At 42.0% G+C, this 24,332-nt stretch carries 21 protein-coding genes; all 21 read left to right on the top strand.

The features are described from left to right. Nucleotides 1-12: 12 nt before the first annotated feature. The 21 genes from LJE12_RS05090 (at nt 13) to LJE12_RS04990 (ending at nt 24,166) form a co-directional block, all read left to right on the top strand. Complete coding sequence (locus tag LJE12_RS05090) at nt 13-1,104, top strand: chitobiase/beta-hexosaminidase C-terminal domain-containing protein (RefSeq protein ID WP_022381412.1); 1,092 nt, start codon at nt 13-15, stop codon at nt 1,102-1,104. 50 nt (nt 1,105-1,154) lie between these two features. Continuing rightward, nucleotides 1,155-1,634 carry a 23S rRNA (pseudouridine(1915)-N(3))-methyltransferase RlmH gene (gene rlmH / locus LJE12_RS05085; RefSeq protein WP_008703233.1) on the top strand — a complete coding sequence of 160 codons (480 nt, stop codon included), beginning with the start codon at nt 1,155-1,157 and terminating at the stop codon, nt 1,632-1,634. Between the two features lie 38 nt (nt 1,635-1,672). Next, a complete protein-coding gene (locus LJE12_RS05080) occupies nt 1,673-2,209 on the top strand; it encodes a DUF2284 domain-containing protein (protein WP_008703231.1) in 537 nt (178 codons plus the stop codon). Between the two features lie 73 nt (nt 2,210-2,282). Continuing rightward, nucleotides 2,283-2,567, top strand: coding sequence for a YabP/YqfC family sporulation protein (locus LJE12_RS05075; RefSeq protein WP_020993926.1), 285 nt, complete (start codon nt 2,283-2,285; stop codon nt 2,565-2,567). After that, nucleotides 2,561-3,745 (top strand): sporulation protein YqfD, encoded by a 1,185-nt coding sequence (locus LJE12_RS05070; protein ID WP_227226777.1) that lies wholly within the window; start codon nt 2,561-2,563, stop codon nt 3,743-3,745. Before LJE12_RS05075 ends, LJE12_RS05070 begins: the two co-directional genes overlap by 7 nt. A gap of 140 nt (nt 3,746-3,885) precedes the next feature. Further along, entirely contained in the window at nt 3,886-4,896 is a 1,011-nt protein-coding gene (locus LJE12_RS05065; protein ID WP_008703224.1) for a PhoH family protein, read from the top strand. Beyond that, the gene (gene ybeY / locus LJE12_RS05060) at nt 4,893-5,387 is read left to right on the top strand and encodes an rRNA maturation RNase YbeY (RefSeq protein ID WP_022381407.1); all 495 of its coding nucleotides are present in this window, start codon (nt 4,893-4,895) and stop codon (nt 5,385-5,387) included. The genes LJE12_RS05065 and ybeY overlap by 4 nt, the downstream gene beginning before the upstream one ends. A 103-nt stretch (nt 5,388-5,490) precedes the next feature. Next, the gene (proB, locus tag LJE12_RS05055) at nt 5,491-6,348 is read left to right on the top strand and encodes a glutamate 5-kinase (protein WP_022381406.1); all 858 of its coding nucleotides are present in this window, start codon (nt 5,491-5,493) and stop codon (nt 6,346-6,348) included. 93 nt (nt 6,349-6,441) lie between these two features. Beyond that, nucleotides 6,442-6,663: a DUF896 domain-containing protein gene (locus LJE12_RS05050; protein ID WP_008703220.1), complete on the top strand. Its 222-nt coding sequence runs from the start codon at nt 6,442-6,444 to the stop codon at nt 6,661-6,663. Next, on the top strand, nt 6,641-7,198 hold the full coding sequence (locus LJE12_RS05045; protein WP_008703219.1) for a 5-formyltetrahydrofolate cyclo-ligase: 558 nt from the start codon (nt 6,641-6,643) through the stop codon (nt 7,196-7,198). Before LJE12_RS05050 ends, LJE12_RS05045 begins: the two co-directional genes overlap by 23 nt. A 14-nt stretch (nt 7,199-7,212) precedes the next feature. Next, on the top strand, nt 7,213-8,463 hold the full coding sequence (locus tag LJE12_RS05040; RefSeq protein WP_227226778.1) for a glutamate-5-semialdehyde dehydrogenase: 1,251 nt from the start codon (nt 7,213-7,215) through the stop codon (nt 8,461-8,463). 137 nt (nt 8,464-8,600) lie between these two features. Continuing rightward, nucleotides 8,601-10,646 (top strand): LPXTG cell wall anchor domain-containing protein, encoded by a 2,046-nt coding sequence (locus tag LJE12_RS05035; protein ID WP_227226779.1) that lies wholly within the window; start codon nt 8,601-8,603, stop codon nt 10,644-10,646. A gap of 151 nt (nt 10,647-10,797) precedes the next feature. Continuing rightward, complete coding sequence (locus LJE12_RS05030) at nt 10,798-11,697, top strand: M14 family zinc carboxypeptidase (protein ID WP_008703215.1); 900 nt, start codon at nt 10,798-10,800, stop codon at nt 11,695-11,697. Between the two features lie 143 nt (nt 11,698-11,840). Then, on the top strand, nt 11,841-13,241 hold the full coding sequence (gene miaB / locus LJE12_RS05025) for a tRNA (N6-isopentenyl adenosine(37)-C2)-methylthiotransferase MiaB (protein ID WP_227226780.1): 1,401 nt from the start codon (nt 11,841-11,843) through the stop codon (nt 13,239-13,241). 121 nt (nt 13,242-13,362) lie between these two features. Further along, nucleotides 13,363-14,682 carry an MATE family efflux transporter gene (locus LJE12_RS05020; protein ID WP_227226788.1) on the top strand — a complete coding sequence of 440 codons (1,320 nt, stop codon included), beginning with the start codon at nt 13,363-13,365 and terminating at the stop codon, nt 14,680-14,682. 456 nt (nt 14,683-15,138) lie between these two features. After that, a complete protein-coding gene (locus tag LJE12_RS05015; RefSeq protein WP_128867656.1) occupies nt 15,139-15,456 on the top strand; it encodes a metal-sensing transcriptional repressor in 318 nt (105 codons plus the stop codon). Nucleotides 15,457-15,573: 117 nt separating this feature from the next. Next, nucleotides 15,574-18,228, top strand: coding sequence for a heavy metal translocating P-type ATPase (locus LJE12_RS05010; protein ID WP_227226781.1), 2,655 nt, complete (start codon nt 15,574-15,576; stop codon nt 18,226-18,228). 19 nt (nt 18,229-18,247) lie between these two features. Next, the gene (gene rsmH, locus LJE12_RS05005) at nt 18,248-19,303 is read left to right on the top strand and encodes a 16S rRNA (cytosine(1402)-N(4))-methyltransferase RsmH (protein WP_227226782.1); all 1,056 of its coding nucleotides are present in this window, start codon (nt 18,248-18,250) and stop codon (nt 19,301-19,303) included. A 1,105-nt stretch (nt 19,304-20,408) separates the two neighbouring features. Beyond that, nucleotides 20,409-22,268 carry an asparagine synthase (glutamine-hydrolyzing) gene (gene asnB, locus LJE12_RS05000; RefSeq protein ID WP_118615057.1) on the top strand — a complete coding sequence of 620 codons (1,860 nt, stop codon included), beginning with the start codon at nt 20,409-20,411 and terminating at the stop codon, nt 22,266-22,268. Nucleotides 22,269-22,561: 293 nt separating this feature from the next. Next, nucleotides 22,562-23,857: a DUF2971 domain-containing protein gene (locus LJE12_RS04995; RefSeq protein WP_227292106.1), complete on the top strand. Its 1,296-nt coding sequence runs from the start codon at nt 22,562-22,564 to the stop codon at nt 23,855-23,857. A 159-nt stretch (nt 23,858-24,016) separates the two neighbouring features. Beyond that, nucleotides 24,017-24,166, top strand: coding sequence for a hypothetical protein (locus LJE12_RS04990; RefSeq protein ID WP_227292105.1), 150 nt, complete (start codon nt 24,017-24,019; stop codon nt 24,164-24,166). Nucleotides 24,167-24,332: the final 166 nt, after the last annotated feature.

Genomic DNA, 24,332 nt, shown 5'->3' with positions numbered 1-24,332 from the left:
TGAGGACTGTCTATGAAATGTCCTAAATGTCATAAAGAGGTGGAAAAAGGCTCTCTGTACTGCCCCTACTGCCTTGCGGAGATACCCTGGGTAAGAGAATTCAGCACAGTGGAAACTCTGATGAAAAAGGAGCAGCAGAACCGCCCATCCGAAAAAAAACAGAAAACAGAAATTATAAAATATTTCAAACATCCAAAAAGAAGAAAGCTGAAATTCAGCAGAAAACAGCTTCTATGTCTGCTTCTGTGTGCGGCGACACTGCTGGGGTTCTTTTGTTATCGGCAGTTAAATACTTTTTCTGCCTTATATTCCAGGGCAAAAAAACAATATGCACAGCAAAACTATGAAGAAGCACAGCGGATTGCAGAAAATGCTCTGGATAAAAATCCTAAAAATGAAGCCGCCAATCTTCTTCTGGCCAAAAGTATGGAGAAATCAGGCGATAAACGATCTGCACTTCTTGTTTTGCGCCCGTTTATCCAGAACAAAACTGCGGGAACAGGAATATATAAAGAGTATGTGAAGCTTCTTACACAGGAGGGAAAGACCAACGAAGTCAGACTGATCCTGAAATCTGCTGACAGAGAGGTGCAGAATGCCTGCGCAGAATATATCTGCGAAACACCTGTATCAAATCCTGCACCCGGAACCTATACTACAACGCAGACTCTGAAACTGGAAGGTAACTGCCAAAAGATTTATTACACATTAGATGGAAGCACACCTACCAGAAAGAGTAAAGTATATACAGAACCTATTATTCTGAGGGAAGGCACAACTGAATTAAAAGCCTTTGGTGTAAATGATAAAAACATCGAAAGTGATGTGATCAGCAGAAAGTATGTGATTGTTTTAAATGCACCGAAAGCCCCTAAGGTAACACCTAAATCAGGGGATTACAATAAAAAAACAGAGATTAAGATCACTGTTCCGGATGGATGTAAGGCATATTATGCATTTGATTCTGAACCGGATCTTAACAGTACTGTTTATGAACAGCCAATCTCCATGCCTGTGGGTTACCATAGGCTGAATGTTATTCTTGTTGCAGCAAATGGCAAGACCAGTAAAATGACTGCTATGGAATATTATCTGCAGTACTAAAAATACTGTGATTTTATCGCTGATTTTATTAAAATAGAAGGAAGAAGATCATGGAAATCCGTATTGTTACAGTTGGAAAGATCAAAGAAAAATATCTGTGTGACGGAATCGCAGAATATGCCAAACGGCTGAGCAGATACTGCAGGCTGACTTTCTGTCAGGTAGCAGATGAAAAAACACCGGATAAAGCGTCAGAAGCACTGAACACACAGATTAAAAATACAGAAGGCGAACGTCTGATGAAACATATACGCGAACAGGATTATGTTATCGCACTGGCAATTGATGGAAAAACGCCGGATTCTGTAGAACTCTCTCAAAAAATTGAGAAACTGGGAGTTTCCGGTATCAGTTCCATTGCATTTGTGATCGGAGGTTCCTTAGGACTGAGTGAGAGCGTTCTGAAACGTGCAGATTATAAGCTCAGCTTTTCCAGAATGACTTTTCCGCATCAGCTGATGCAGATGATCCTTTTGGAACAGATATACAGAAGCTACCGCATTATGAATCACGAACCCTATCATAAATGAACGAATGTACCAACAAGTCCAAAAGAAAGAAGAAAACTATGAACATAGAAAAATTTGAAGAATTTATTTCACAGTACCCGATTTTTGAATACCGCATACTGGACACAAAAGATATTACAATTCAGGAACGCGTGCGCACGATCTGCCAAGAAGAATGCGAACGTTATGATTCTACCTGGGCCTGTCCCCCCGCAGTAGGAACCCTGCAGGAATGTGAAAAAAAAATAAAAAGTTATCCTCAGGCTGTTTTCTTTTCCAGTGTAGCGGAAGTTTCGGATATCATGAACATGGAAGAAATGCTTTCTACAAGACGGGCACACGAGGACCTGACTACAGAGGTGGGAAAATATCTGAATACAGAAGGGTATGAAACTTACATCCTGTCTACAGAATCCTGTGATATCTGTGAAAAATGTGCCTATAAAGAGGGAAAACCATGCAGATATCCTGATCGGATGCATCCATGTCTGGAAAGTCATGGTGTAGTAGTAAATGAGATTGTAGAGCGTGAATCTATGGAATATAATCTGGGTGGAAATACAATTCTGTGGTTTTCTATGGTTTTGTTTCGATGATTGCTGCTGAAACGTGTTTTAAAGAAAGTTCTTCCGGCATAGACTGATAGTAAAAGCCGGGGGAGCTTTTTTTATGAAAAAAGCAGGACAATGGAAAAACCGGATGGTGCTGGCATTAGAACTTCCGCCTGATCTGGCATATAATGAAACGATCGTCACACTGACCGGTCAGACGGAAGCTGTTATCGAAAATTATAAATCTGTTTTTAAATATACACCTTCTGAAATTGTGATACAGTCTTTTTGCGGAAAAGTGACCATATCCGGGAAAAATCTTGAAATCCGCTGGTACAATTCCAGTGCAATGAAAGTGACGGGAAGTATTTATGATATAAAAGCGGGTGACAGCGAATGTTGAAATTTTTGAAATTAATATATGGTTATGTGATCATCCTTGTAAGAGGAGAAAATCTGGAACGCTTTCTGAATCTCTGCAAAAGCAGAAAAGTTTATATGGAAAAGATCCGGTACAGAGAGGACGGCCAGCTTATGGCACAAATGCAGGCCGCTGATTTCTTTCGCCTGAGACCTCTCCGGAATAAAACAGGTGTACATATTCAGATCATACAGAGACGGGGAATGCCCTTCTTTTTTTTAAGGAATAAAAAAAGAAAGGCTTTTTTTACAGGCATGATTCTGGGAGGTATCCTGATATTTTTTTTGACAGGGAGAATCTGGAATATCCATATTGAAGGAAATGTCAGAAACAGTACCGGAGAAATCCTCGATTTTCTGGATAAGCAGGATATAAACCATGGGATGTCCAAAAAAAAGATCAACTGTTCAGAAGTTGCAGCAGCTGTACGGAAAAATTTTCCGGAGATTACCTGGGTATCTGCCAGAATAGAAGGAACCCGTCTGATTCTTAATATCCAGGAAGGAATTATCCCCCCAAAAACCAACAGTAATACCTCACCCTGTAATCTGCTAGCAGACAAGGACGGAGTGATCACAGATATGATCGTCCGAAGGGGCATACCGGTAAAAAAGCCCGGGGATTCCTGCAAAAAAGGGGAACTTCTGGTATCCGGGGAACTTCATATCATGAATGACAGTCAGGAAGTCCTGCGAAAGGAATACGTTCATGCAGATGCGGATATTTTTATTTCCAGACAAATTTCCTATTATCAGGAATTTCCATTAAAATACCGTACAGAAATCCCTGCCGGCAAAAAGAAAAAAGAAATGTACTTCCGGTTTGGGCACTGGTATCTGGGATTGTATCCGACATTACATACAGGTCAGAAACGTATCACAGAGGAAATTCCTCTGCGTATCACAGAAAATTTTATACTTCCTGTATGGATCGGATGGACCGAAACTACTGATTATACAATAAAAGAAGAAACCTATACCAGGAAAGAAGCCGAGAAGGAAGCTGTGCGAAGATTTCATCAATATGAAAAGAAGCTGCTTCAAAATGGCATTAAGATCAGTGAAAATCATATTACTACCAGGCTGACAGAATCTCTGTGCATTACCGGAGGAACCCTGCTTATCATCGAACAGACAGGCGAAAAAAGCCGGATAACATAAAATTCCATAAAAATTTGTATTTAAAAAGTTGCAGGGAGGTGTTACAATGGATGCATCTGGTTTTAACCGGACTTTGATTATCGTCCATAAACGAGGCAATAATCCATTATTAACTTATCAACAGGAAAGGACATCACAGGATGGCTGGCAATATTATTGAATTACACACAGAAGTCCCCGCAGAACTGGAAGCAAATGTATTTGGCCAGTTTGATGAGCATCTTAAGCTGATTGAGAGAACACTGAATGTGACAGTGATCTCCAGAGACGGAATCCTTAAGATACTTGGCAATGAACAGAATGCGGCTTCTGCGAAGAAACTGATAGAAGAACTGACAGTACTTGCAAAAAGAGGCAACACGATCACGAAACAGAATGTCAATTATGCTCTTTCTCTGGCAATGGAGCAGAGAAACGAAGTTCTCACAGAAATAGACAAAGATTTTATCTGTAACACCATACAGGGCAGACCTATCAAGCCCAAAACACTGGGGCAGAAAGATTATGTAGAACAGATACGCAAAAAAATGATCGTGTTCGGTGTAGGTCCTGCCGGTACCGGCAAAACCTATCTGGCGATGGCAATGGCTGTCACAGCCTTCCGAAATGAGGAGGTCAGCAGGATCATCCTGACACGTCCTGCTATTGAGGCCGGTGAGAAGCTGGGATTTCTTCCGGGAGATCTGCAGAGCAAGGTAGATCCTTATCTGAGACCACTCTATGATGCACTGTATCAGATCATGGGAGCGGACAGCTTTGCGAAAAATATGGAGCGCGGCCTGATCGAGGTTGCACCGCTTGCATATATGCGCGGACGTACACTGGATAATGCATTTATCATTCTCGATGAAGCACAGAATACTACTCCGGCACAGATGAAGATGTTCCTGACACGTATCGGATTTGGTTCCAAGGTTATCATCACCGGAGATGCCTCACAGAAAGATCTTCCAAGAGATACTACATCCGGACTTGACGTGGCAATGAAAGTACTGAAAAAAATAGATGACATTGGCTTCTGCCAGCTTACCAGCAAGGATGTTGTCCGTCATCCTCTGGTACAGCAGATCGTACAGGCTTATGATGCCTATGAGAAGAAACAAAAACCTGAAAGACCGGCAAGACGCAGAAACGGGGTAAATGAACGATGAACATGCAGATTGATTATGAGACAGAGCGTGAACTGGGGATCGACTATGAGACACTGGCAGTAAAGGTAGCTGACAAGGTTCTTGAAATGGAAAAATGTCCCTATGATGCACAGGTGAATCTTGTACTTACAGATAACGAAGAGATTGAGAGAGTTAATACTGAGTTTCGCGATATCGCAAGACCTACGGATGTTTTATCCTTCCCTATGATTCCTTTTGAGACACCGGCAGGATATGATATTGTGGAGGAAGATGAATCTTACTTTGATCTGGATACAGACGAACTTCTTCTTGGAGATATCATGATCTCAGTTGACAAGGTATTTGCGCAGGCAGAGGAATACGGACACAGTGTGACAAGAGAATTCTGTTTTCTGGTTGCACACAGTATGCTGCATCTGCTGGGATATGACCATATGACTCCCGGGGAAGCGGCAGTCATGGAGGCAAAACAGGCGAAAGCCCTGGAGGAGCTTGGGATTACACGCTGATCTTCAAATTCTGTTATTGCAGGCAATTTCTGATGGATTTTGTCTCGTAACTGTAAAGACACTGAACAGTTACAAAAATATATTTATATGGAGTAACAAAAAGATGAATTACCGGGAACGACTTAAAGATAAAAAACGTATTGTAATTAAGATCGGTTCTTCTTCCCTGACTCATTCGGAGACAGGAAGACTGAACCTTCGCAAACTGGAAGTGCTGGCAAGAGAGCTCAGTGACCTTCGCAATCAGGGAAAAGATGTCATACTGGTTTCTTCAGGAGCTATAGCAACAGGTGTGGCAGCTCTTGGAATGCATGAGAAACCCACAGAACTGAAAGGAAAACAGGCATGTGCAGCAGTAGGACAGGCCAGACTGATGATGATTTATCAGAAACTTTTTTCTGAATATAATCAGCTTTCCGCTCAGATTCTTATGACCAAAAATACTATGGTTAATAATGTTAACCGAAAGAATGCTCAGAATACTTTCGATGAACTGCTCAGTCTGGGAGTGATTCCCATTGTAAACGAGAATGACTCCATTTCCACCTATGAGCTTCAGAATCTGGAGAAATTCGGAGATAATGATACATTGTCTGCAATGGTTGCCGCACTTGTACGGGCAGATCTGCTGATCCTGTTATCAGATATTGATGGTCTTTTTACAGATGATCCCAATACTAATCCTGATGCAAAATTCATTGATGTGGTAGAAAATCTGGATGATAATCTGCTTAACATGGGAAAAGGTACTTCTGGAAGTAAGGTAGGAACCGGCGGAATGGCTACTAAGCTGACAGCAGCACAGATCGCTTCTGCAGCAGGCGTAGATATGGTAATCGCAAACGGAGCCGATTTCCATATTATCCATAAGATCACAGAGGGACGCAAGTACGGTACGCTGTTTGTAAGCCAGTCCAAAAAAGAAGTTTATCTGATCGATATTATTGACAGACTGTTATAATACCGGAAATTTACCGGTGCCAAATGACATTCACAGAGTAAATGGCAGTGTTTACAGACAGACTGCCGCAGACAAAAAACAGGAGGAAGAACTATGGAAGTTGAGAAAATCGACCGCATTAATGCACTTGCACATAAAGCCAAAAGTGTGGGGCTTACTGAAGAAGAGAAAAAAGAAAGAGAACTGCTGCGCAAGGAATATATTGCATCTGTCCGCATGAACCTTCGCGCTCAGCTGGACAATGTGGATGTTCAGCAGGAAGACGGAACAATCATTAATCTGGGTGAAAAATATGGAATCAAAAAAAGACATTAGAAAGAAGATTTTCGCAGAAAGAAAGCTGCACACAGATGAACAGATAGAGGCAATGAGCCGCACGATCACTGACAAAGTGACCGCACTTCCTGCATTTAAGAATGCGGACCGCATTCTGGTATATGCAGATTACAACCATGAAGTTGTCACAGAGTATCTTATAAAAGAAGCATGGAAGGCCGGCAAGGAGGTTGCAGTTCCCAAGGTTGTGGGAAAGGATATGGTATTTTATAAGCTGACAGACTTTGCCCGGCTGGAACCCGGATATTTTGGGATTCCTGAGCCTGTATCGGGGGAGATCGTCAACTGGTCAAAGGCTCTTATGATCATGCCGGGAGTGGCTTTTGACAGAGCAAATCACAGAGTCGGATACGGTGGTGGCTTCTATGACCGTTATCTTGAGAAACATCCGCAGCTTGAAAGAGTTGCCATTGCATTTTCTTTTCAGATGTTGCCGGAGGTTCCCACAGAACCTACTGATATCTGTCCGCAGATCATAGTAACAGAAGAGGAGATATGCTATCTTACTGACTGAAAGGGGACCTGAACATGAATGAAATGCTGAACCGCCTTGGCATGAATGCGAAGGCAGCTGAAACAGAAATGAGAAATTTTTCTACAAACAAAAAGAATGAAGTACTTCTTGCAGTAGCAGACAAACTGGTAAAGGATGCACAGACTCTGATCAATGCCAACAGGCTGGATGTGGAAACCGGAAAAGGGAATCATATGCCTGAGGGGCTGATCGACAGGCTTCTTCTCACAGAGAGCAGGATTGAAGGAATGGCAGAGGGCCTGCGCCAGGTAGCAGCCCTGGATGATCCTGTCGGGGAAGTAACCGGGATGAAAAAACGCCCAAACGGACTGCTGATCGGGCAGAAGAGAGTACCTCTTGGCGTGATCGGAATTATCTATGAAGCAAGACCGAATGTAACTGCGGATGCATTTGCACTCTGCTTTAAGACCGGTAATGTAGTAATCCTGAAGGGTGGAAGTGATGCGATCCATTCCAACGAGGCCATTGTAAACTGTATCAGGGAAACTTTGAACGAACAGGGCGTGACAGAGGATGCGATCCAGCTGATTTCTGATACATCCAGAGAGACAGCAGCAGAATTCATGAAGATGAACCAGTATGTGGATGTACTCATCCCGCGAGGCGGCAGAGGCCTGATCAAAGCCGTAGTGGAGCAGAGCACCATCCCTGTGATTGAGACCGGTACTGGAAACTGCCATATTTATGTGGATGAAACCGCAGACCTTGAGATGGCAGCAGACATTATCATGAATGCCAAGACTCAGAGAGTAGGCGTCTGCAATGCCTGCGAATCTGTTCTTGTACATAAAGATGTAAAGGATGCCCTGCTTCCAGTCCTGGCAAAGCGTCTGCAGGAGAAACATGTGGAGATCCGCGCAGATGAAGCGGCTTATGCGTTGATCCCGGGAGCTGTACACGCAACAGAAGAAGACTGGGGCAAAGAATATCTGGATTATATTCTTTCTATTAAAGTGGTTTCTTCTGTGGAAGAGGCGATTGCTCACATCAATAAATATAATACAAAACATTCAGAGGCAATTATTACCAATAATTATGAACATGCACAGAAGTTTCTGGATGAGGTGGATGCTGCGGCAGTTTATGTCAATGCCTCCACACGTTTTACAGATGGATTTGAATTCGGTTTCGGGGCAGAGATCGGTATCAGCACACAGAAGCTTCATGCGAGGGGACCTATGGGACTTCTGGCTCTGACCACAACGAAATATATCATCTATGGAAACGGACAGGTACGCCCATAGACAGCACATTGATTTTTTCTGAGGGATGTGCTATACTTCAATTCAGATTTGGGATTACTGACTGCTTCGTGGGGAATAAGAAATCGGATGGTGTCAGTAGTGATTTTAACTAAAACTCATCTATGGGAGGACATACAATGAGAAAAAAACAACTTTTTGCATTATTAATGGCAGGTGCCCTGTCTGTAGGAATGGCACCGACAGCCACATTTGCAGCAGATACTGCTGCTGAGACATCAGCCGAAGGTGAACTTGACTCTTCAGATACAGAAGAACCTTCTGAAGATCCGGCTGAAACTCCTGAGGAACCAGCCGAAGATCCAGCCGAGACTCCGGAAGATCCGGCTGAAACTCCTGCCGAAACAACAGCTGATTCTACAGAGGCACCGGCTGCTGAAGAAACTGATGAGCAGGCTGCTGAGGCAGGTTCTGCGATTGTGATTGGCGAAAAGTCCTTTACTTCTCTGGAAGAAGCGTTCGCAGCAGTACCGGACTGTGAGGATATGATAAATGGTGAGCCTACTTATGTAAAATTAAAAGGAACCATTGAAGTCAACAATACAATAAATGTCCCTGAAAAAAAGAATATCATGCTGGTTGCTGCTGAAGATAATACTACGATCAAACGTGCAGCAGGCTTTACTGAGAGTATGTTTACTGTTAATGGTGGTAATCTTCAGATGGCAGGCGGTTCTGTGACTGCTTCAGATGGAAATGCTATCGGTTCAGGCAGTTTAACTGTTGAGGGTACAGGCGATGGCGTTACCGGTTCGATTGTAGAAGTAGTAAGCGGTAATTATGCATTGATTGACGGTACAACTCTGACAGGAAATACCACAACCGGAAATGGCGGTGCGATCAACAATGCTGCCGGTGCAAATGTATATCTTCTGGGTGGTACTATCACAGCAAACTCCGCAGCAGCAGGCGGTGCAATTTACAGTGAGGGAACTGTCAATATTCGTGGAACTGTAAGTGTTACAGGAAATACAATTACAAATTCTTTTGAAGCTGCAAGTAACCTTGTGCTTGCCAAAGATGGTGTGATCAATGTAAGCGGTGCTGTTACAGGTTCTGCCATTGGTGTTGCTGTTCAGGAGGCTAACGCCGGAAGAACAGTCGTAAAGCTGGGTGACGCTGTTACTGATGTGAAACTGGCGGATGTTCTTTCTCAGATTACATATGAGGGAGATTCCAGCCTTAAAATCGGAGAAGACGGAACTTTAGTCAGTACAACAGAACCGTCCCCTACCCCAACTCCTGCAGAAGAAAAACTGAAAGTAACAGGAAAAGAATGCAAATGGTCCGGAAGTGGTACTGTTAAAATTAAGTTCCAGTCAAATGTAAAAGGTACATATTATATTGACTGGGTAAAACGTGGTGAGAAAGCACCAACAATCGATACTTCCAGAGTAGGCGCGCCTATTGAGGCTGATACAAATGTAACAGCAAAAGTTACTGATCTTCCTGACTATGATGTTGATATTTATGTATGTGTGATCAGTGATAAGGATAAGAGTAATTATGGCTCTGTAATGTTCCAGCCTGATTCAAAAGAACGTCCTGTTACACCTACACCATCTCATACTCCAGTAGTACCCGATGTAAAAGAGAGTGTTGTACAGGGATTTGAGAAAGCACTTGTGTTCTATCCGAATACTTTCTATGACTTCAAGGTAATCGGTGCAGGTACACAGAACAATAATCCGGGAGAAGGTGATGTCAGATGGGTACCTGTAGGATGGAGTATGTCTTCTAACCCGTCAACCTGGAACACATCCTGGAAAATTGGTGCCAAGAGTGGTATTTATACAGATGCCGAGAAAGCATATACTATTTACATTAAATATGCAAAACAGGTATACAGTGGAAATGACTGGCAGGAAACAGATGCTTCCGAAGTTCTGCCCTATCAGTTCAAGGCAGCTCCTCTGACACAGGCCACTACCACACCAGGTGCAAACGGAACAAGCGGAGACGGAACCGGATCCGGCGACGGAACTACAGATGGAGGAACTACAGATGTAACTCCTACCACCTATGCAGATGGAACAAACGGAACAGCGAAATCAGCAGTATCCACAGGTGATGAATCACCGATCGGAACTATGCTGGCTCTTGCTGCTGCTTCTGTTCTTGCAGGTGGTTATGTACTGATAAGAAGACGTAAAAAAGAAATGTAAATATAATTCAATTATTTTTAAGAGACAGGTCTTATGACCTGTCTCTTTTCATATATATAATAATAAGGCAGCCATTCAGCCGTCCATACAGGTCAGAATCCGGAATCTGATCCAGGCTGCTGAACATTTGCCAAAAAGGAGGAAAGAATGTATGTCAACAGAACAGATGGGAACTTATGAAAAAATATACTTCGCATTGTGGGAACTCGGACAGAGATATGGAAATTTTGTCCAGTTCAGAGTGATCGGAAGAAGTCATGATGACAGAATGATCCCCATGCTTGAGATTGGAAAGGGTGATACCTGCATTATCTGTCTGAGCGGAGTGGAAAGCGGAGACAGAAATCTCCCGGAATATCTTTTGTCTATTGCAAAAGATTACTGCAGATCCTATGAAAGCAACTGGACCATCGGAGAAAGTTATGAAGTTCGTAAACTTCTGGATAAGGTTCGTATCTGTATGATTCCCATGCTGAATCCTGACAGCTATGAGATATGCGAATATGGATATGGTGCCATACATAATCCCATCCACAGACAGATGCTGAAAATGCAGGACAGGCCTGTGGAAGAGTATGAATGTAATGCCAGGGGAATTGATCTGCGCAGAAATTTTCCGACTAATTATTATCAGCGGAAAAGAGTGAATCAGGAGCCTGCCAGTGAGAATGAGACTCGTGCCCTGATCAGCATTTTTCAGGAATATTCAAGCCTTGGCCTGCTTACATTCAGTTATTCCAGAGGGAAGATCGTTTACTGCAGACAGGAGAAAGGCTTTGCCTACAATCAGAAAAATTACAGACTGGCAAGGCATTTACAGAAATGTTCCGGCTATCGTCTGGAAAAAGGGATTGCAGGTGGTGCGAGAGTCAAAAAAGCCGGAGCAAAACCTGAGATGGGATCTCCGGAACAGTTTTATGCGGAAGTAATCCGTCAGCCCTCTCTGGCAATTGAGATTCCGGAATACCGCAAGGACGATATGGAAGAACTGCGTCTGATTCCACTTGAATATCTTTATTCTCTAAACAGCGGCATATTGGCAAACGCATAAATCCGTCACATAGTCAAAGAAAAACTGTATCCGAAAATAAAAAGTAATAAAAACAGAGATTAGCGTTTGACATAAAGCCATAGATTCTGTATGATAAAAAGAGTGCCCCGAAATGTTGTAAACAGAAAGATGAGGAATCAATAGTGAATAATAATACACAGGAAAGTAAAATACAGTTAGAATATATCAATAAATGTACAGAGCTTGTGAAGGAAAAATATGAAAAGGCGCCAGCTTTCTTTATCCAGAATGCAGGCTGCCAGATGAATTCCCTGCAGACGGATACAGTGGCCGGTATCGTGAAACGTATGGGCTATACAGAAGTATCCAGAGAAGAAGATGCAGATGTTGTCATCTATAACACCTGCACAGTCCGGGAGAATGCAAACCTGAAGATTTACGGTCATCTTGGCCATCTGAAAAGTATTAAGAAAAAGAATCCTGAACTGAAGATTATATTGTTTGGCTGCATGATGCAGGAGCCGGAAGTAATTGAGAAGATCCACAAAGAATATTCTTTTGTTGATCTGGTTTTCGGTACCCATAACTTCCATAAGTTTCCGGAGCTTTTCTACAGAAGCTTAAATACGGAGGGACAGATCATTGATGTCTGGAAGGAATCTGATGAAATCGTGGAGGGTATGCCTTCTGACCGTAAATATTCCTTTAAAACGGGTGTCAATATTATGTTTGGCTGCAATAATTTCTGCAGTTACTGTATTGTACCATATGTAAGAGGAAGAGAGAAGAGTCGCGAACCGGAGGCGATCATAGAAGAGATCAAGGGTCTGGTGGCTGATGGTGTAACGGAAGTTATGCTTCTGGGACAGAACGTTAATTCCTATGGAAAGACACTGGAACATCCGGTTACTTTTGCACAGCTTCTGAAACAGGTGGAAGCAATTGAAGGATTAAAGAGAATCCGTTTCATGACTTCCCATCCGAAGGATCTGTCTGATGAACTGATCCGGACAATGGCAGAGAGCAAAAAAGTGTGCCATCACCTCCACCTTCCCATGCAGTCCGGAAGCAGCCGAATCTTAAAGATCATGAACCGCCGTTATGACAAAGAAAAGTATCTGGAACTTGTAGACAAGATCCGTAATGCCGTACCGGATATTTCCCTTACTACAGATATCATTGTAGGTTTTCCGGGAGAAACGGAAGAGGATTTCCAGGATACTCTGGACGTTGTGGAAAAATGCGATTTTGATTCTGCGTTTACCTTTATTTATTCCAAAAGAAGCGGCACACCTGCTGCCAAAATGGAGAATCAGGTACCTGAGGATGTAGTAAAAGACCGTTTTGACCGTCTTCTGGCTCTGGTTCAGGAAAAAGGCCGAAAGGCTTCTTCCCGTTTCGAGGGAACTGTTCAGGAGATCCTCGTAGAGGAGGAAAGCAGAGAAAAAGGTATCTTTACAGGAAGAACAGAATATAACCTTCTGGTCCATTTCCCGGGATGTCAGGATCTGATCGGTAAATATGTAAAAGTAAAACTGGATACCTGCAAGGGATTCTATTATTTCGGAAGCCTTGCAGAATAAAAACATTGAAAAATACTAACTGTTTACGAACAGTAATATAAAGGACTTCTACAGAAGCCCATATCAATTTGGATATAAAGGGTGGAAGATAAAAGTGAAACAAAATAAATACGAAATAGATATGTGTAACGGAACCATCATGGACAAGCTGATTTCCTTTTCACTGCCGCTGATGCTGTCCGGAATCCTGCAGCTGATGTTTAATGCTGTGGATATCATAGTGGTGGGAAGATTTAGCGGAAGTCAGGCACTTGCAGCCGTAGGCTCAACCACAGCACTGATCAATGTGTTTACCAATCTGTTTATTGGTATCTCACTTGGTGCGAATGTACTTGCTGCCCGGTTCTATGCGGCAGGAAAAGACCGTGAAATGTCAGATACCGTTCATACGGCTGTAACTCTTGCACTGGTAAGCGGTATCGTCATGGCATTTGTGGGACTGATTTTTTCCAGATGGGCTCTGGAACTGATGGGTACCCCGGATGATGTGATCGGACAGTCTGCACTGTATATGAAAATCTATTTTCTGGGTATGCCGTTTTTTATGCTTTATAATTATGGAGCTGCAATTTTGCGGGCTGTAGGAGATACGAAACGTCCACTGATCTTTCTGGTTATTTCCGGTATTGTAAATGCAGTACTGAATCTGATCCTCGTGATCATGTTTCATATGGATGTGGCGGGCGTAGCCATTGCTACTGTGATTTCCCAGTTAATTTCCTGCATTCTGGTACTCAGATGTCTGCGTACATCGAAAACCAGCTACCAGCTTCATTTTGGAAAATTAAGGATCAATACTGTTTATTTAAAACAGATTTTCCAGGTTGGGATTCCGGCCGGGATCCAGAGCACAGTCATGAATCTGTCAAATGCTCTGCTTCAGTCCTCGGTTAATTCCTTTGGATCGACCGCCATGGCAGGGTATACGGCGGCCAATAATATTTTCGGTTTTCTGTATGTGGCGGTGAACTCTGTCACACAGGCATGTATGAGCTTTACCAGTCAGAACTATGGTGTGCATAAATTTAAACGTATGGATAAGGTTCTGGTCGACTGTCTTATTATTTCCGTAGTTACCTCCTTTTCCCTTGGATGCGGTGCATATTTCTTCGGTTCTGAGATTCTTAAGATTTATACTGCCGATCCGGAAGTGATCCGCTGCGGACTGGAAATCCTGTCTTACACTACCGTACCTTATTTTCTCTGCGGGATTATGGATCTGTTTCCGGGTGCCCTGCGTGGAATGGGACATTCCGGCGTTCCAATGATCCTGTCAGTGATCGGAACAGTAGGAACCAGGATCGTATGGATATTTGGAATATTCCCGCATCACAGATCACTGGCTGTTCTGTTTATTTCCTATCCTGCATCCTGGATGCTGACGATCATTATGCAGGTCACCTGTTTTTATTTTGTCAGAAGAAAAGTGCATAGAGTATAGGTCTTTGAGCTTTCGCGAAAAATAATTGCCGGCAGAATATTACCGGCGGTTATTTTCTGTGAGAGCTCTTTTTTGTGTTACTGCTGCTTACTCTGTCCGCAGTAATCTTTGTTACTGTTCACACACCACTTGTTTCCGATATGAAAAAACAGTATTGACAAATACCCCATAAGGGTATATAGTGACTACTGTAAAGATACCCCGTAAGGGTATTTTGAAATCGTTATATGTTTCAGAAATTTATATAAAACAGAGCTTATTTATAAAAATGTACTCTCGGAGTCTTTATTGCACTTGCTTTTATGGCTGATTTTTCGCCAGATGCACCCGAATTTTATCAACGTACGCACCGCGTACGCCTCAAAAATTCGGGCACATCTGACAAAAAATCTTCTCATAAAATCAAGTACAAAAAGATTCCGAGAGTACATAAAAATCAGAAGGAGGATTTCCCATATGGCAGATACACAGGAGAAAAAAGTCTGTCCCTGTTGCCCAAAACACACAATGCGTTCTGAGGAGGAGAGAAAGAAGCTGATCAATCGTCTTAAACGTGTGGAAGGACAAATCCGAGGGATTATTGGTATGCTGGAGAATGATGCGTACTGTAACGATATCCTGATCCAGTCCGCAGCAGTCAACGCAGCAGTGAACGCATTTAACAAAGAACTGCTTGCCAGCCATATCCGCAACTGTGTGGCAAGAGATATCCGCGGGGGCAAGGATGAGACGATCGATGAACTGGTGGCTACTTTGCAGAAACTGATGAAGTGAAAGCTGTGTTCAGACTGTTATAGCATCAGAGTACAGCAGAACATAGATCCGGGAACTGCAAAGCAACAGAGCAGTAGATATCAGGTAAGGAACAACAAGTCGTAAGGAGGAATAGAAATGGAACAATACAATGTAACCGGAATGAGCTGTGCAGCCTGCAGCAGCAGAGTGGAGAAGGCCGTATCCAGGGTTCCGGGTGTGACATCCTGTTCGGTCAGTCTGCTGACCAACTCCATGGGAGTAGAGGGAACTGCCGGTGCAGGTGCGATCATCAAGGCAGTACAGGATGCAGGTTATGGAGCATCCTTAAAGGGGGCATCCGGAGAACAGATATCTGCTTCTGCGGCAGAGGAGGCACTGGAAGACCATGAAACACCGGCACTGAAACGAAGGCTGATCGCATCTGTAGGCTTTCTGCTTGTGCTGATGTATTTTTCCATGGGACATATGATGTGGGGCTGGCCTCTTCCGGCATGGTTTAATGATAATCATATTGCCATGGGACTGGTGCAGCTTCTTCTCGCCGGAATCATAATGGTCATTAACCAGAAATTTTTTATCAGTGGCTTTAAGAGTCTGTGGCATCGTGCACCAAATATGGATACCCTTGTGGCACTTGGTTCCATGGCATCCTTTTTGTGGAGTGTTTATGTACTTTTTGCAATGACAAGGGCACAGGTGGACGGAGATTCTGCAGCAGTTATGAATTACATGATGGAGTTCTATTTTGAATCTGCAGCCATGATCCTTACCCTGATCACAGTTGGAAAAATGCTAGAAGCCCGATCTAAGGGAAAGACAACGGATGCGCTGAAAGGTCTGATGAAGCTGGCACCTAAGACAGCAGTTGTTGTCCGGAACGGACAGGAGGCTACGGTGCCCATCGAACAGGTCCGAAAAGGTGATGTTTTTGTGGTACGTCCCGGTGAGAACATTCCGGTGGACGGAGTGGTCCTTGAGGGAAACAGTGCTGTCAATGAGGCGGCACTTACAGGGGAGAGTATTCCTGTTGACAAGAATCCGGGAGATGCAGTCTCTGCTGCAACCGTAAACCAGTCCGGATTTATCAGATGCGAAGCTACCCGGGTAGGCGAGGACACTACTCTTTCCCAGATTATTAAGATGGTCAGTGATGCGGCTGCAACAAAAGCACCTATTGCCAAAATCGCAGACAGGGTTTCCGGAGTTTTTGTTCCGACAGTTATCAGTATTGCGGTTGTCACCACCATTGTCTGGCTGCTGGCAGGAAAAGAGTTCGGATATGCACTTGCCAGAGGTATTTCTGTTCTGGTCATCAGTTGTCCCTGTGCCCTTGGGCTTGCCACACCGGTTGCCATTATGGTAGGAAACGGAATGGGGGCCAAAAACGGAATCCTGTTTAAAACAGCAGTATCCCTGGAGGAAGCAGGTAAGATCCAGATCGTTGCATTAGATAAGACAGGAACTATCACAAAGGGTGAACCGCAGGTGACAGATATGGTTCCTGCAAAGGGAATCTCAGAGGAAGAGCTTTTAGGCTATGCCTATGCACTTGAGAAGAAGAGTGAACATCCTCTTGCAAAAGCCATTATTGCCAGAGCAGAAGAGAAAAAGATTGTTTTGCAGAAGGTTTCTGATTTTCAGGCTCTTCCTGGAAACGGTCTTCGTGCAGCATTAAACAGTGAAGTGCTTACAGGCGGAAATATGAAATTTATCAGCAATGAAACCTCTGTATCACCGGAACTGATGAAGCAGGCAGAAAAACTTGCAGGAGAAGGAAAAACACCACTTCTTTTTGCAAAAGGCGGGAAGCTTCTCGGCATGATCGCAGTGGCAGATGTTATAAAAGAGGACAGTCCTCAGGCAATAAAAGAACTGCAGAACATGGGAATCCGGGTAGTAATGCTTACCGGTGATAATGAACGCACAGCAAAAGCGATCGGAGCACAGGCAGGAGTGGACGATGTAATTGCAGGTGTTCTTCCGGATGGCAAGGAAAGTGTGATCCGTTCTCTGAAGGAACAGGGAAAGGTTGCCATGGTAGGAGACGGAATCAATGATGCCCCTGCACTTACCAGGGCAGACATCGGTATTGCAATCGGTGCAGGAACAGATGTTGCCATTGATGCCGCAGATGTGGTATTAATGAAGAGCCGGCTCAGTGATGTACCTGCTGCCATACGTTTAAGCCGGGCAACATTGAGAAATATCCATGAGAATCTTTTCTGGGCATTCTTCTACAATGTGATCGGTATTCCACTGGCAGCCGGTGTATGGATTCCGATTTTCGGATGGACACTGAACCCCATGTTTGGTGCAGCTGCCATGAGCCTTTCCAGTTTCTGTGTGGTAACCAATGCACTGAGACTGAATCTCTTTAAGGTACATGATGCTTCCAGAGACAAAAAAATAAAACAGAATGTGGAAGAAATCCATTATATTTCAGCTAATGCAGAAATGAAAAACGTAACAGAAAACAAAAGTCTAAAGGCAGAGAATCCAGACTTTTGCAACAGTGAAATTCATGATCCAAAAGATCAGGAAAATATAAAAGAAAACAAGGAGAACAAAGAAATGACAACAATCACAGTAAACGTAACAGGAATGATGTGTGGACATTGTGAAGCACATGTGACAAAGGCAGTAAAAGAGGCATTTGGAGTGGAAGATGTAGTTTCCTCCCATGAAAAAGGAACCACAGTGATCCATGCTCCGGAGAAACTGGACGAGGATAAGATCCGCGAAGTGATCAAAGAAGCCGGCTATGAAGTAACTGGTATCACACAGGAATAAAAAACAAAAAGGGGATTTTATGGAAAACCAGAACCAGACACCACATAAAAGACGTGTCCGTTATAAAGGAAAATATCCGAAGAAATTCGAAGAGAAATACAAGGAATTACAGCCTGAGAAATATAAAGATACCATTGAACACGTGATTCAGAAAGGAAATACCCCGGCGGGAATGCATATCTCCATTATGGTTAAGGAAATCCTTGATTTTCTTAATATCCAGCCGGGCGAAACCGGATTTGATGCTACATTGGGCTATGGCGGCCATACGAAAGCGATGCTTCAGTGTCTGAATGGCAAGGGCCATATTTATGCAACAGATGTAGACCCTGAGGAATCCGCCAAAACAAAGAAACGTCTGGCAGAGCAGGGATTCGGGGAAGAACTGCTGACAGTAAAGCTTCAGAACTTCTGCACCATTGATGAGATTGCCAAAGAGGTTGGAGGATTTGACTTTATTCTGGCAGATCTCGGTGTTTCATCCATGCAGATTGATAACCCCAAAAGAGGTTTCTCATTTAAAACAGACGGACCTCTGGATCTGCGCCTGAATCAGGAAACCGGCATCAGTGCAGCCCGGCGTCTGGATACCATTTCCAGAGAAGAGCTTGCGGGAATGCTTTATGAAAACTCCGATGAACCATACTGTGAGGAACTCGCCAAAGCCATTACCGATGAGATCCGCAGGGGAAATCATATTGATACTACCACAAAACTGCGTCAGGTAATCGAAAAAACTCTTGATTTCCTTCCTGAAAAGGAAAAGAAAGAGACAATTAAGAAGACCTGCCAGCGAACATTCCAGGCATTACGTATTGATGTCAACCATGAGTTCGAAGTACTGTATGAATTTATGGAGAAGCTTCCGGATGCTTTGCGTCCGGGCGGACGTGTGGCAATCCTTACCTTTCATTCCGGTGAAGACAAGCTGGTAAAGAAAGCGCTTAAATCAGGATACAAGGAGGGAATCTACTCAGACTATGCAAAAGATGTGATCCGCCCCTCAGCCAAAGAGTGCACACAGAACCCAAGAGCTCGTTCCACAAAGATGCGCTGGGCTATAAAGGCTGAATAAAAAATCTTTTATAAACGGCCTGCTGTATTGCAACTTTTTTATTCATGCTAAAACCGTAGCTGTTAAGTTTATAACAGGAATATTGAACAGTTGATAGTTATATCAAAAATAGATATACATTATACAAGAAAAAAATCACTTATTTGAGATTTTTTTCAATAATCAATCATTGGCGGAACTTTTTTCTGCCAGTCACAGAAAATCTGTCAAAATAATATTGATGAAGTCTGTCAATCAGTGCTTTTTCGTTGTATAATGCCTTTGTCGTACAGAGTCACTTTCCTTTGTAATTTTTTCTAAAACTCATTATACATCGGAAAGTCCTGTACGATATTATTTTATGAAAAAATTGTAAAATAGCGGTCGATAAAACGAAAGCAACATTTTCAGGGCTGGATTGAACTGATGGAAGAGATTACCCGCTGACAGCACCCCGGTATCTGTAAGATTACAGAAGCACAGAGGTCATAGCTGATGCTCTCCATTTTTGGTTAATTTTTCAGATTTTTTATTTTTATATCTCCCGATTGTCAACAATGGAATAATAAATGTAACAGTGGCAAAGTATCCCATATATCGATAGCCATAATTTATAACGTTATCAAGACCAACTAAAGAGAATATAGTTGATAATGCTAATGCAAAAAAGGCTACGATCAAACAACGTTGAGTTTTATTTTTTATTCTGTTCTTTAAAAATAATACATCTTCAAAACGACTTACAAATTATGCTTGTTCTTTGGAATAATACATCTCCGATGAACAGAATGGAAATTGTAGCAGCAGGTGAAGGCGATGAAGAATCCAGAGTCCTTTACAATAACAGAGACGGAACCTGGATCGATGAGAACGGAAATCTTTATGAAGAGTAAATGAAAAGAAACGTTTTCCGTAAGCAAATAAGGGAATGGAAAACATTTCTTTTTTTATAAAATGTTATATGAGATATAAAAGCTATTTTGAAATATAAGTATTTGATAAAAAAGACATTTTTATTTTACAACAAACAGACATTTTTATGATAAAATATCGGTAAAAATAATTTTGGACTGTAACAAAAGTCGTTGCAGTGTCTAAACTACATCAAATGGATACGGAGGAAAAAATGTGCGGGATTTGTGGATTTACAGGTTACAGACAGGATCAGAAGACAGTAATTGAAAGGATGATGAAAGCCATTGAACATAGAGGCCCGGATAGTGAAGGCTCTTTTTGCAGGGAGAAGATTACGCTGGGCTTTCGAAGACTTAGTATTATTGATTTAGAAGATGGGCAGCAGCCTATGGAAAGTGCGGACGGAAACCTGCATATTGTTTTTAATGGGGAAATCTATGATTATAAGGAACTGCGGGCAGAACTTGAGGCTTCCGGCATTTCTTTCTGTACCCATTCTGACACGGAAGTTCTGGTAAATACCATTCAACAGTATGGGGAGAAGGCACTGGATAAGCTCAGGGGAATGTTTGGGTTTGCAGTATGGAATGAAAAAGAGCAGACTTTGATGCTTGCAAGGGATTTCTTTGGAATTAAGCCTGTGTACTATGCCGAAATAGATGGACACTTTGTATTTGCTTCTGAAATTAAGAGTATTCTTGTATTTCCAGGCTATGAAAGAAAAGTAAATCAGAAGGCCCTGGAGCAGTATTTGTCATTTCAATATTCTCCTCTGGAAGAGACCTTCTTTAAGGGAATTTATAAACTGATGCCTGGACATATGCTTTTATATAAAAACGGAAGCTATGAAATAAAGACTTATTTCAAACCAAAGCTTACACCAGGTCAGTGGGACCATAAGACGAATATGGCGCAGCTGCGGAGCCAGCTTTCCGAGATTTTAAAGGATTCAGTGAAGCATCATATGTTAAGTGATGTGGAAGTCGGCGCATTTTTATCAGGTGGAGTGGATTCCGGTTATCTGGCATCTTCCTCCGGTGCAGATCAGGCATTTACAGTGGGGTTTGATGAGGGAGACCGATATAGTGAAGTAAACAAAGCTGCCAAAGTGGCAGAAAAAGTAGGTTTGAAACACCATGTAAAAATCATATCCAAGCAGGAATTCTGGGATGCCCTTCCAGATGTGATGTATCATATGGATGAACCACTTGGGGATGCCTCTGCAGTTGCACTTTATTTTCTTTCCAAAGAGGCTGCCGGACATGTTAAGGTAGTCCTTTCCGGGGAAGGCGCAGATGAACTTTTCGGTGGATACAATATTTACAGAGAACCTGAAGCATTAAAGAAAGTTGCCTGGATTCCGTTCGTGCTCAGACGCGCTGTCAGAAAACTGGCTGCAAAGCTGCCAGACGTGAAAGGACGGGATTTCCTTATCCGCGCAGGAATGAAAGTAGAAGAACGCTTCATCGGAAATGCATATATTTACTGTGAAAAAGAGAAAGAACAGATTTTGAAAAATAAAGTAACAGGACCTTCCACGCAGGAATATTTAAGTCAATTTTATGAAGAGCTTGAGTCAGAAAACAGAGACTCACTTCAAGACATGGAAAAAATGCAGTCTGTAGATCTGAACTACTGGCTTCCTGGCGATATTTTGCAGAAAGCAGATAAAATGAGCATGGCACATTCCCTGGAAGTCAGGGTACCATTTCTGGATAAAGAAATTTTTAACTTTGCAGCAAAGCTTCCGAAAGAAGCCAAGATTGCAGCAGGTACAACCAAATATATTTTCCGCAAAGCTGTTTCAGAATTTCTTCCACAGGAAACCAATGAACGGAAGAAACTTGGTTTTCCCATTCCAATCCGTGTGTGGCTGCGGCAGAATGACTGGTATCAGATGGTAACAGATTTATTTACCTCGAAAGAAGCAGAAGAATTTTTCCATACAGAGAAACTGCTCCAGCTCCTGAACGACCATAAAGATAAAAAAGCAGATAACAGCCGTAAAATCTGGACAGTTTTAACATTCCTTATCTGGTACGATAGATTTTTTACTACATGTTCGAAGTGAGAGAGTTGGTTATGAGACGGTAATAATACCTAAATGGATATTCACAAAGAAAAAATAGAAGATAGGTATTAAGCTTTCGTATAGGAAGCTGCATGTCAATCCATGGTTTATGAAGAGCAGACTTCATCATAACTATTTGAATAATTTATCGAAAGAAGGAAAAAATCAAATTATACCACTACCGTTCAATAAGCAGTGCATTATTAGAAATTGAAAATGGCACTTTTCATTTTGCATCGAAAGAAGAGTTAAATGATCCGTTGGAAGGGTTTGTACGTGTTTTCTGGGAGGGATTGTTCAGACATTATATATATAGCGTAGCGCGTGCACTGGAACTCTATATTCTGAAAGCCGATGATGAAGCGTTATATCATGGTACTTTGGTTGCAGATGTTCATTGCTGTAAAAATAACTTTTTTGAGAAAATTTTATTGAAATTAGGAGAAGAGTTCATAACGGATACAGATGTACAAAATCTGGCAGGAGTTTATGGTGACAATTGTTTGAAAGTATCAGAAAAGGAACTTCAATATATTCTTTTTTATATTCATAATAATGCACTAATTAGGTGTCTGGAAGAATTTAAGAAAAATAAATTTGTACCTGCAGAGGAAGCTGAGAAACAGATTAAACTTCTTAATTTTTCACTTTCTGTGGAAAAATTAGTAGATGCAATAAAGAAAGTCTTTTCTAATGAAAAAATGCGTGTCCAGACAATTGAATCTATGGAAGAAATATTCGAGGAAATGAAGGAATTCTCCTATATAATGAAAGGTGCAGAAAACGACATATTTCTTCATGGTAAAGGCTCTGAAGAACAAATATATAATAATGATGGCAATTCAGTAGTTCAACAGCATAGAAAGTGGTTAATTGTTATGGCTGATTTTCCAAAAGTGTTTGTGGCTCAGTTGAGGGATATGATATACCCCAAAAGCTATGTTGTTTGTTTTTCTAAAAAAAATGATAATTCTGCTATGTGGGGAAACTATGCAGATTGTCATAAGGGTGTATGTCTGATTTATGATACAGGTGACGAGGCAAAACTTAAGGTAGGAGGGCGACATATTCCTCTTGATGTAAGAGCAATTTCTTATGGTGGAGAGTCCATTGAATGTAATTTTTTCCAGACATTAGGACGATTGACTATGGTTCAAATAAGAGAATGGTTACTTGGAGTAGACGGCGTCAGTTCCTGTTATGAAGCATTTTCTGATGTAGAGGAATGGAGAAAACGTTACTGGAAGATCTATGATGCGAAAACCTATCGCAAGACAAAAAACTGGGAACATGAAAAGGAATTTAGGGTAGCTGTGTCAAATACATTTGGTGAATTTGATGTTCCTCAAAAGCAGAATATGTCATTTGATTGGAACCTTTTGAAAGGTGTTATCTTTGGAATCAGAACCAGTGAATATGATAAAAAACAGATTCTGGCTAAGCTGATAAAGCATAAGGACGAATTATCAGATTTTACTTTTTATCAAGCTGAATATAGTGCTGAAGAGCAGAAAATTAAGATTCGAAAAAAGAAATTTTGGAGACTGATAAATTATAAAGGAAAAGTCGATGGCACAGAAAAAGTTTAAGGTAATTTGATATGGAAAGTATGTAACGCTCTGGCTTTATGGCTGGGGCGTTATTTTGCTGGAAAAAAGCAGATTCTGAGGATATAATATAATCATGTTGATTTTGATTCAAGATGAAAAGAATTGCTTTTAATTTTATATGAAGGGAAGGGCAGTGAAATGTATTATGAGAAAGAAACAGCTGAGAAGCCAGAAAAATGGCCAGCGAATGCGCGTGAACAGATTTTAGATACATTATGTGAATGTGTGGAAAAGTTTGAGAAAAATCCTTCTTATAAGACAAGAGAAGTATATTTTTCTTTGATATAAAGGCATCCAGCATATAGTAATGCAATTTGTGCATTATGATTTTCATCACTTATTTTGCAATATGAATCAATTAATTCTGTGAGGTAAGAAAATGCCTTATTATTTTTATAATGCAAATTACGCTCAAACGGAATGCCAGTTCCGCTACTGCGGAACGGCTATTCCA

The sequence above is a fragment of the Blautia sp. DFI.6.71 genome, from assembly GCF_020593585.1.
Taxonomy (GTDB): Bacteria; Bacillota; Clostridia; order Lachnospirales; family Lachnospiraceae; genus Blautia_A; species Blautia_A wexlerae.
Note: the sequence above shows the minus strand (reverse complement) of the source record. Positions and strands in the feature narration are given on the sequence as shown.

What these genes read in the sequence shown, in the direction of transcription:
- LJE12_RS05090 (WP_022381412.1), top strand. Translation starts at nt 13, where the DNA reads ATGAAATGTCCTAAATGTCATAAAGAGGTGGAAAAAGGCTCTCTGTAC.
- LJE12_RS05050 (WP_008703220.1), top strand. Translation starts at nt 6,442, where the DNA reads ATGGAAGTTGAGAAAATCGACCGCATTAATGCACTTGCACATAAAGCC.
- proB (WP_022381406.1), top strand. Translation starts at nt 5,491, where the DNA reads ATGAATTACCGGGAACGACTTAAAGATAAAAAACGTATTGTAATTAAG.
- rsmH (WP_227226782.1), top strand. Translation starts at nt 18,248, where the DNA reads ATGGAAAACCAGAACCAGACACCACATAAAAGACGTGTCCGTTATAAA.
- LJE12_RS05075 (WP_020993926.1), top strand. Translation starts at nt 2,283, where the DNA reads ATGAAAAAAGCAGGACAATGGAAAAACCGGATGGTGCTGGCATTAGAA.
- LJE12_RS05070 (WP_227226777.1), top strand. Translation starts at nt 2,561, where the DNA reads ATGTTGAAATTTTTGAAATTAATATATGGTTATGTGATCATCCTTGTA.
- ybeY (WP_022381407.1), top strand. Translation starts at nt 4,893, where the DNA reads ATGAACATGCAGATTGATTATGAGACAGAGCGTGAACTGGGGATCGAC.
- LJE12_RS05040 (WP_227226778.1), top strand. Translation starts at nt 7,213, where the DNA reads ATGAATGAAATGCTGAACCGCCTTGGCATGAATGCGAAGGCAGCTGAA.
- LJE12_RS05065 (WP_008703224.1), top strand. Translation starts at nt 3,886, where the DNA reads ATGGCTGGCAATATTATTGAATTACACACAGAAGTCCCCGCAGAACTG.
- asnB (WP_118615057.1), top strand. Translation starts at nt 20,409, where the DNA reads ATGTGCGGGATTTGTGGATTTACAGGTTACAGACAGGATCAGAAGACA.
- rlmH (WP_008703233.1), top strand. Translation starts at nt 1,155, where the DNA reads ATGGAAATCCGTATTGTTACAGTTGGAAAGATCAAAGAAAAATATCTG.
- LJE12_RS05080 (WP_008703231.1), top strand. Translation starts at nt 1,673, where the DNA reads ATGAACATAGAAAAATTTGAAGAATTTATTTCACAGTACCCGATTTTT.
- LJE12_RS05035 (WP_227226779.1), top strand. Translation starts at nt 8,601, where the DNA reads ATGAGAAAAAAACAACTTTTTGCATTATTAATGGCAGGTGCCCTGTCT.
- LJE12_RS05020 (WP_227226788.1), top strand. Translation starts at nt 13,363, where the DNA reads ATGTGTAACGGAACCATCATGGACAAGCTGATTTCCTTTTCACTGCCG.
- LJE12_RS05010 (WP_227226781.1), top strand. Translation starts at nt 15,574, where the DNA reads ATGGAACAATACAATGTAACCGGAATGAGCTGTGCAGCCTGCAGCAGC.
- LJE12_RS05045 (WP_008703219.1), top strand. Translation starts at nt 6,641, where the DNA reads ATGGAATCAAAAAAAGACATTAGAAAGAAGATTTTCGCAGAAAGAAAG.
- LJE12_RS04990 (WP_227292105.1), top strand. Translation starts at nt 24,017, where the DNA reads ATGTATTATGAGAAAGAAACAGCTGAGAAGCCAGAAAAATGGCCAGCG.
- LJE12_RS05030 (WP_008703215.1), top strand. Translation starts at nt 10,798, where the DNA reads ATGTCAACAGAACAGATGGGAACTTATGAAAAAATATACTTCGCATTG.
- LJE12_RS05015 (WP_128867656.1), top strand. Translation starts at nt 15,139, where the DNA reads ATGGCAGATACACAGGAGAAAAAAGTCTGTCCCTGTTGCCCAAAACAC.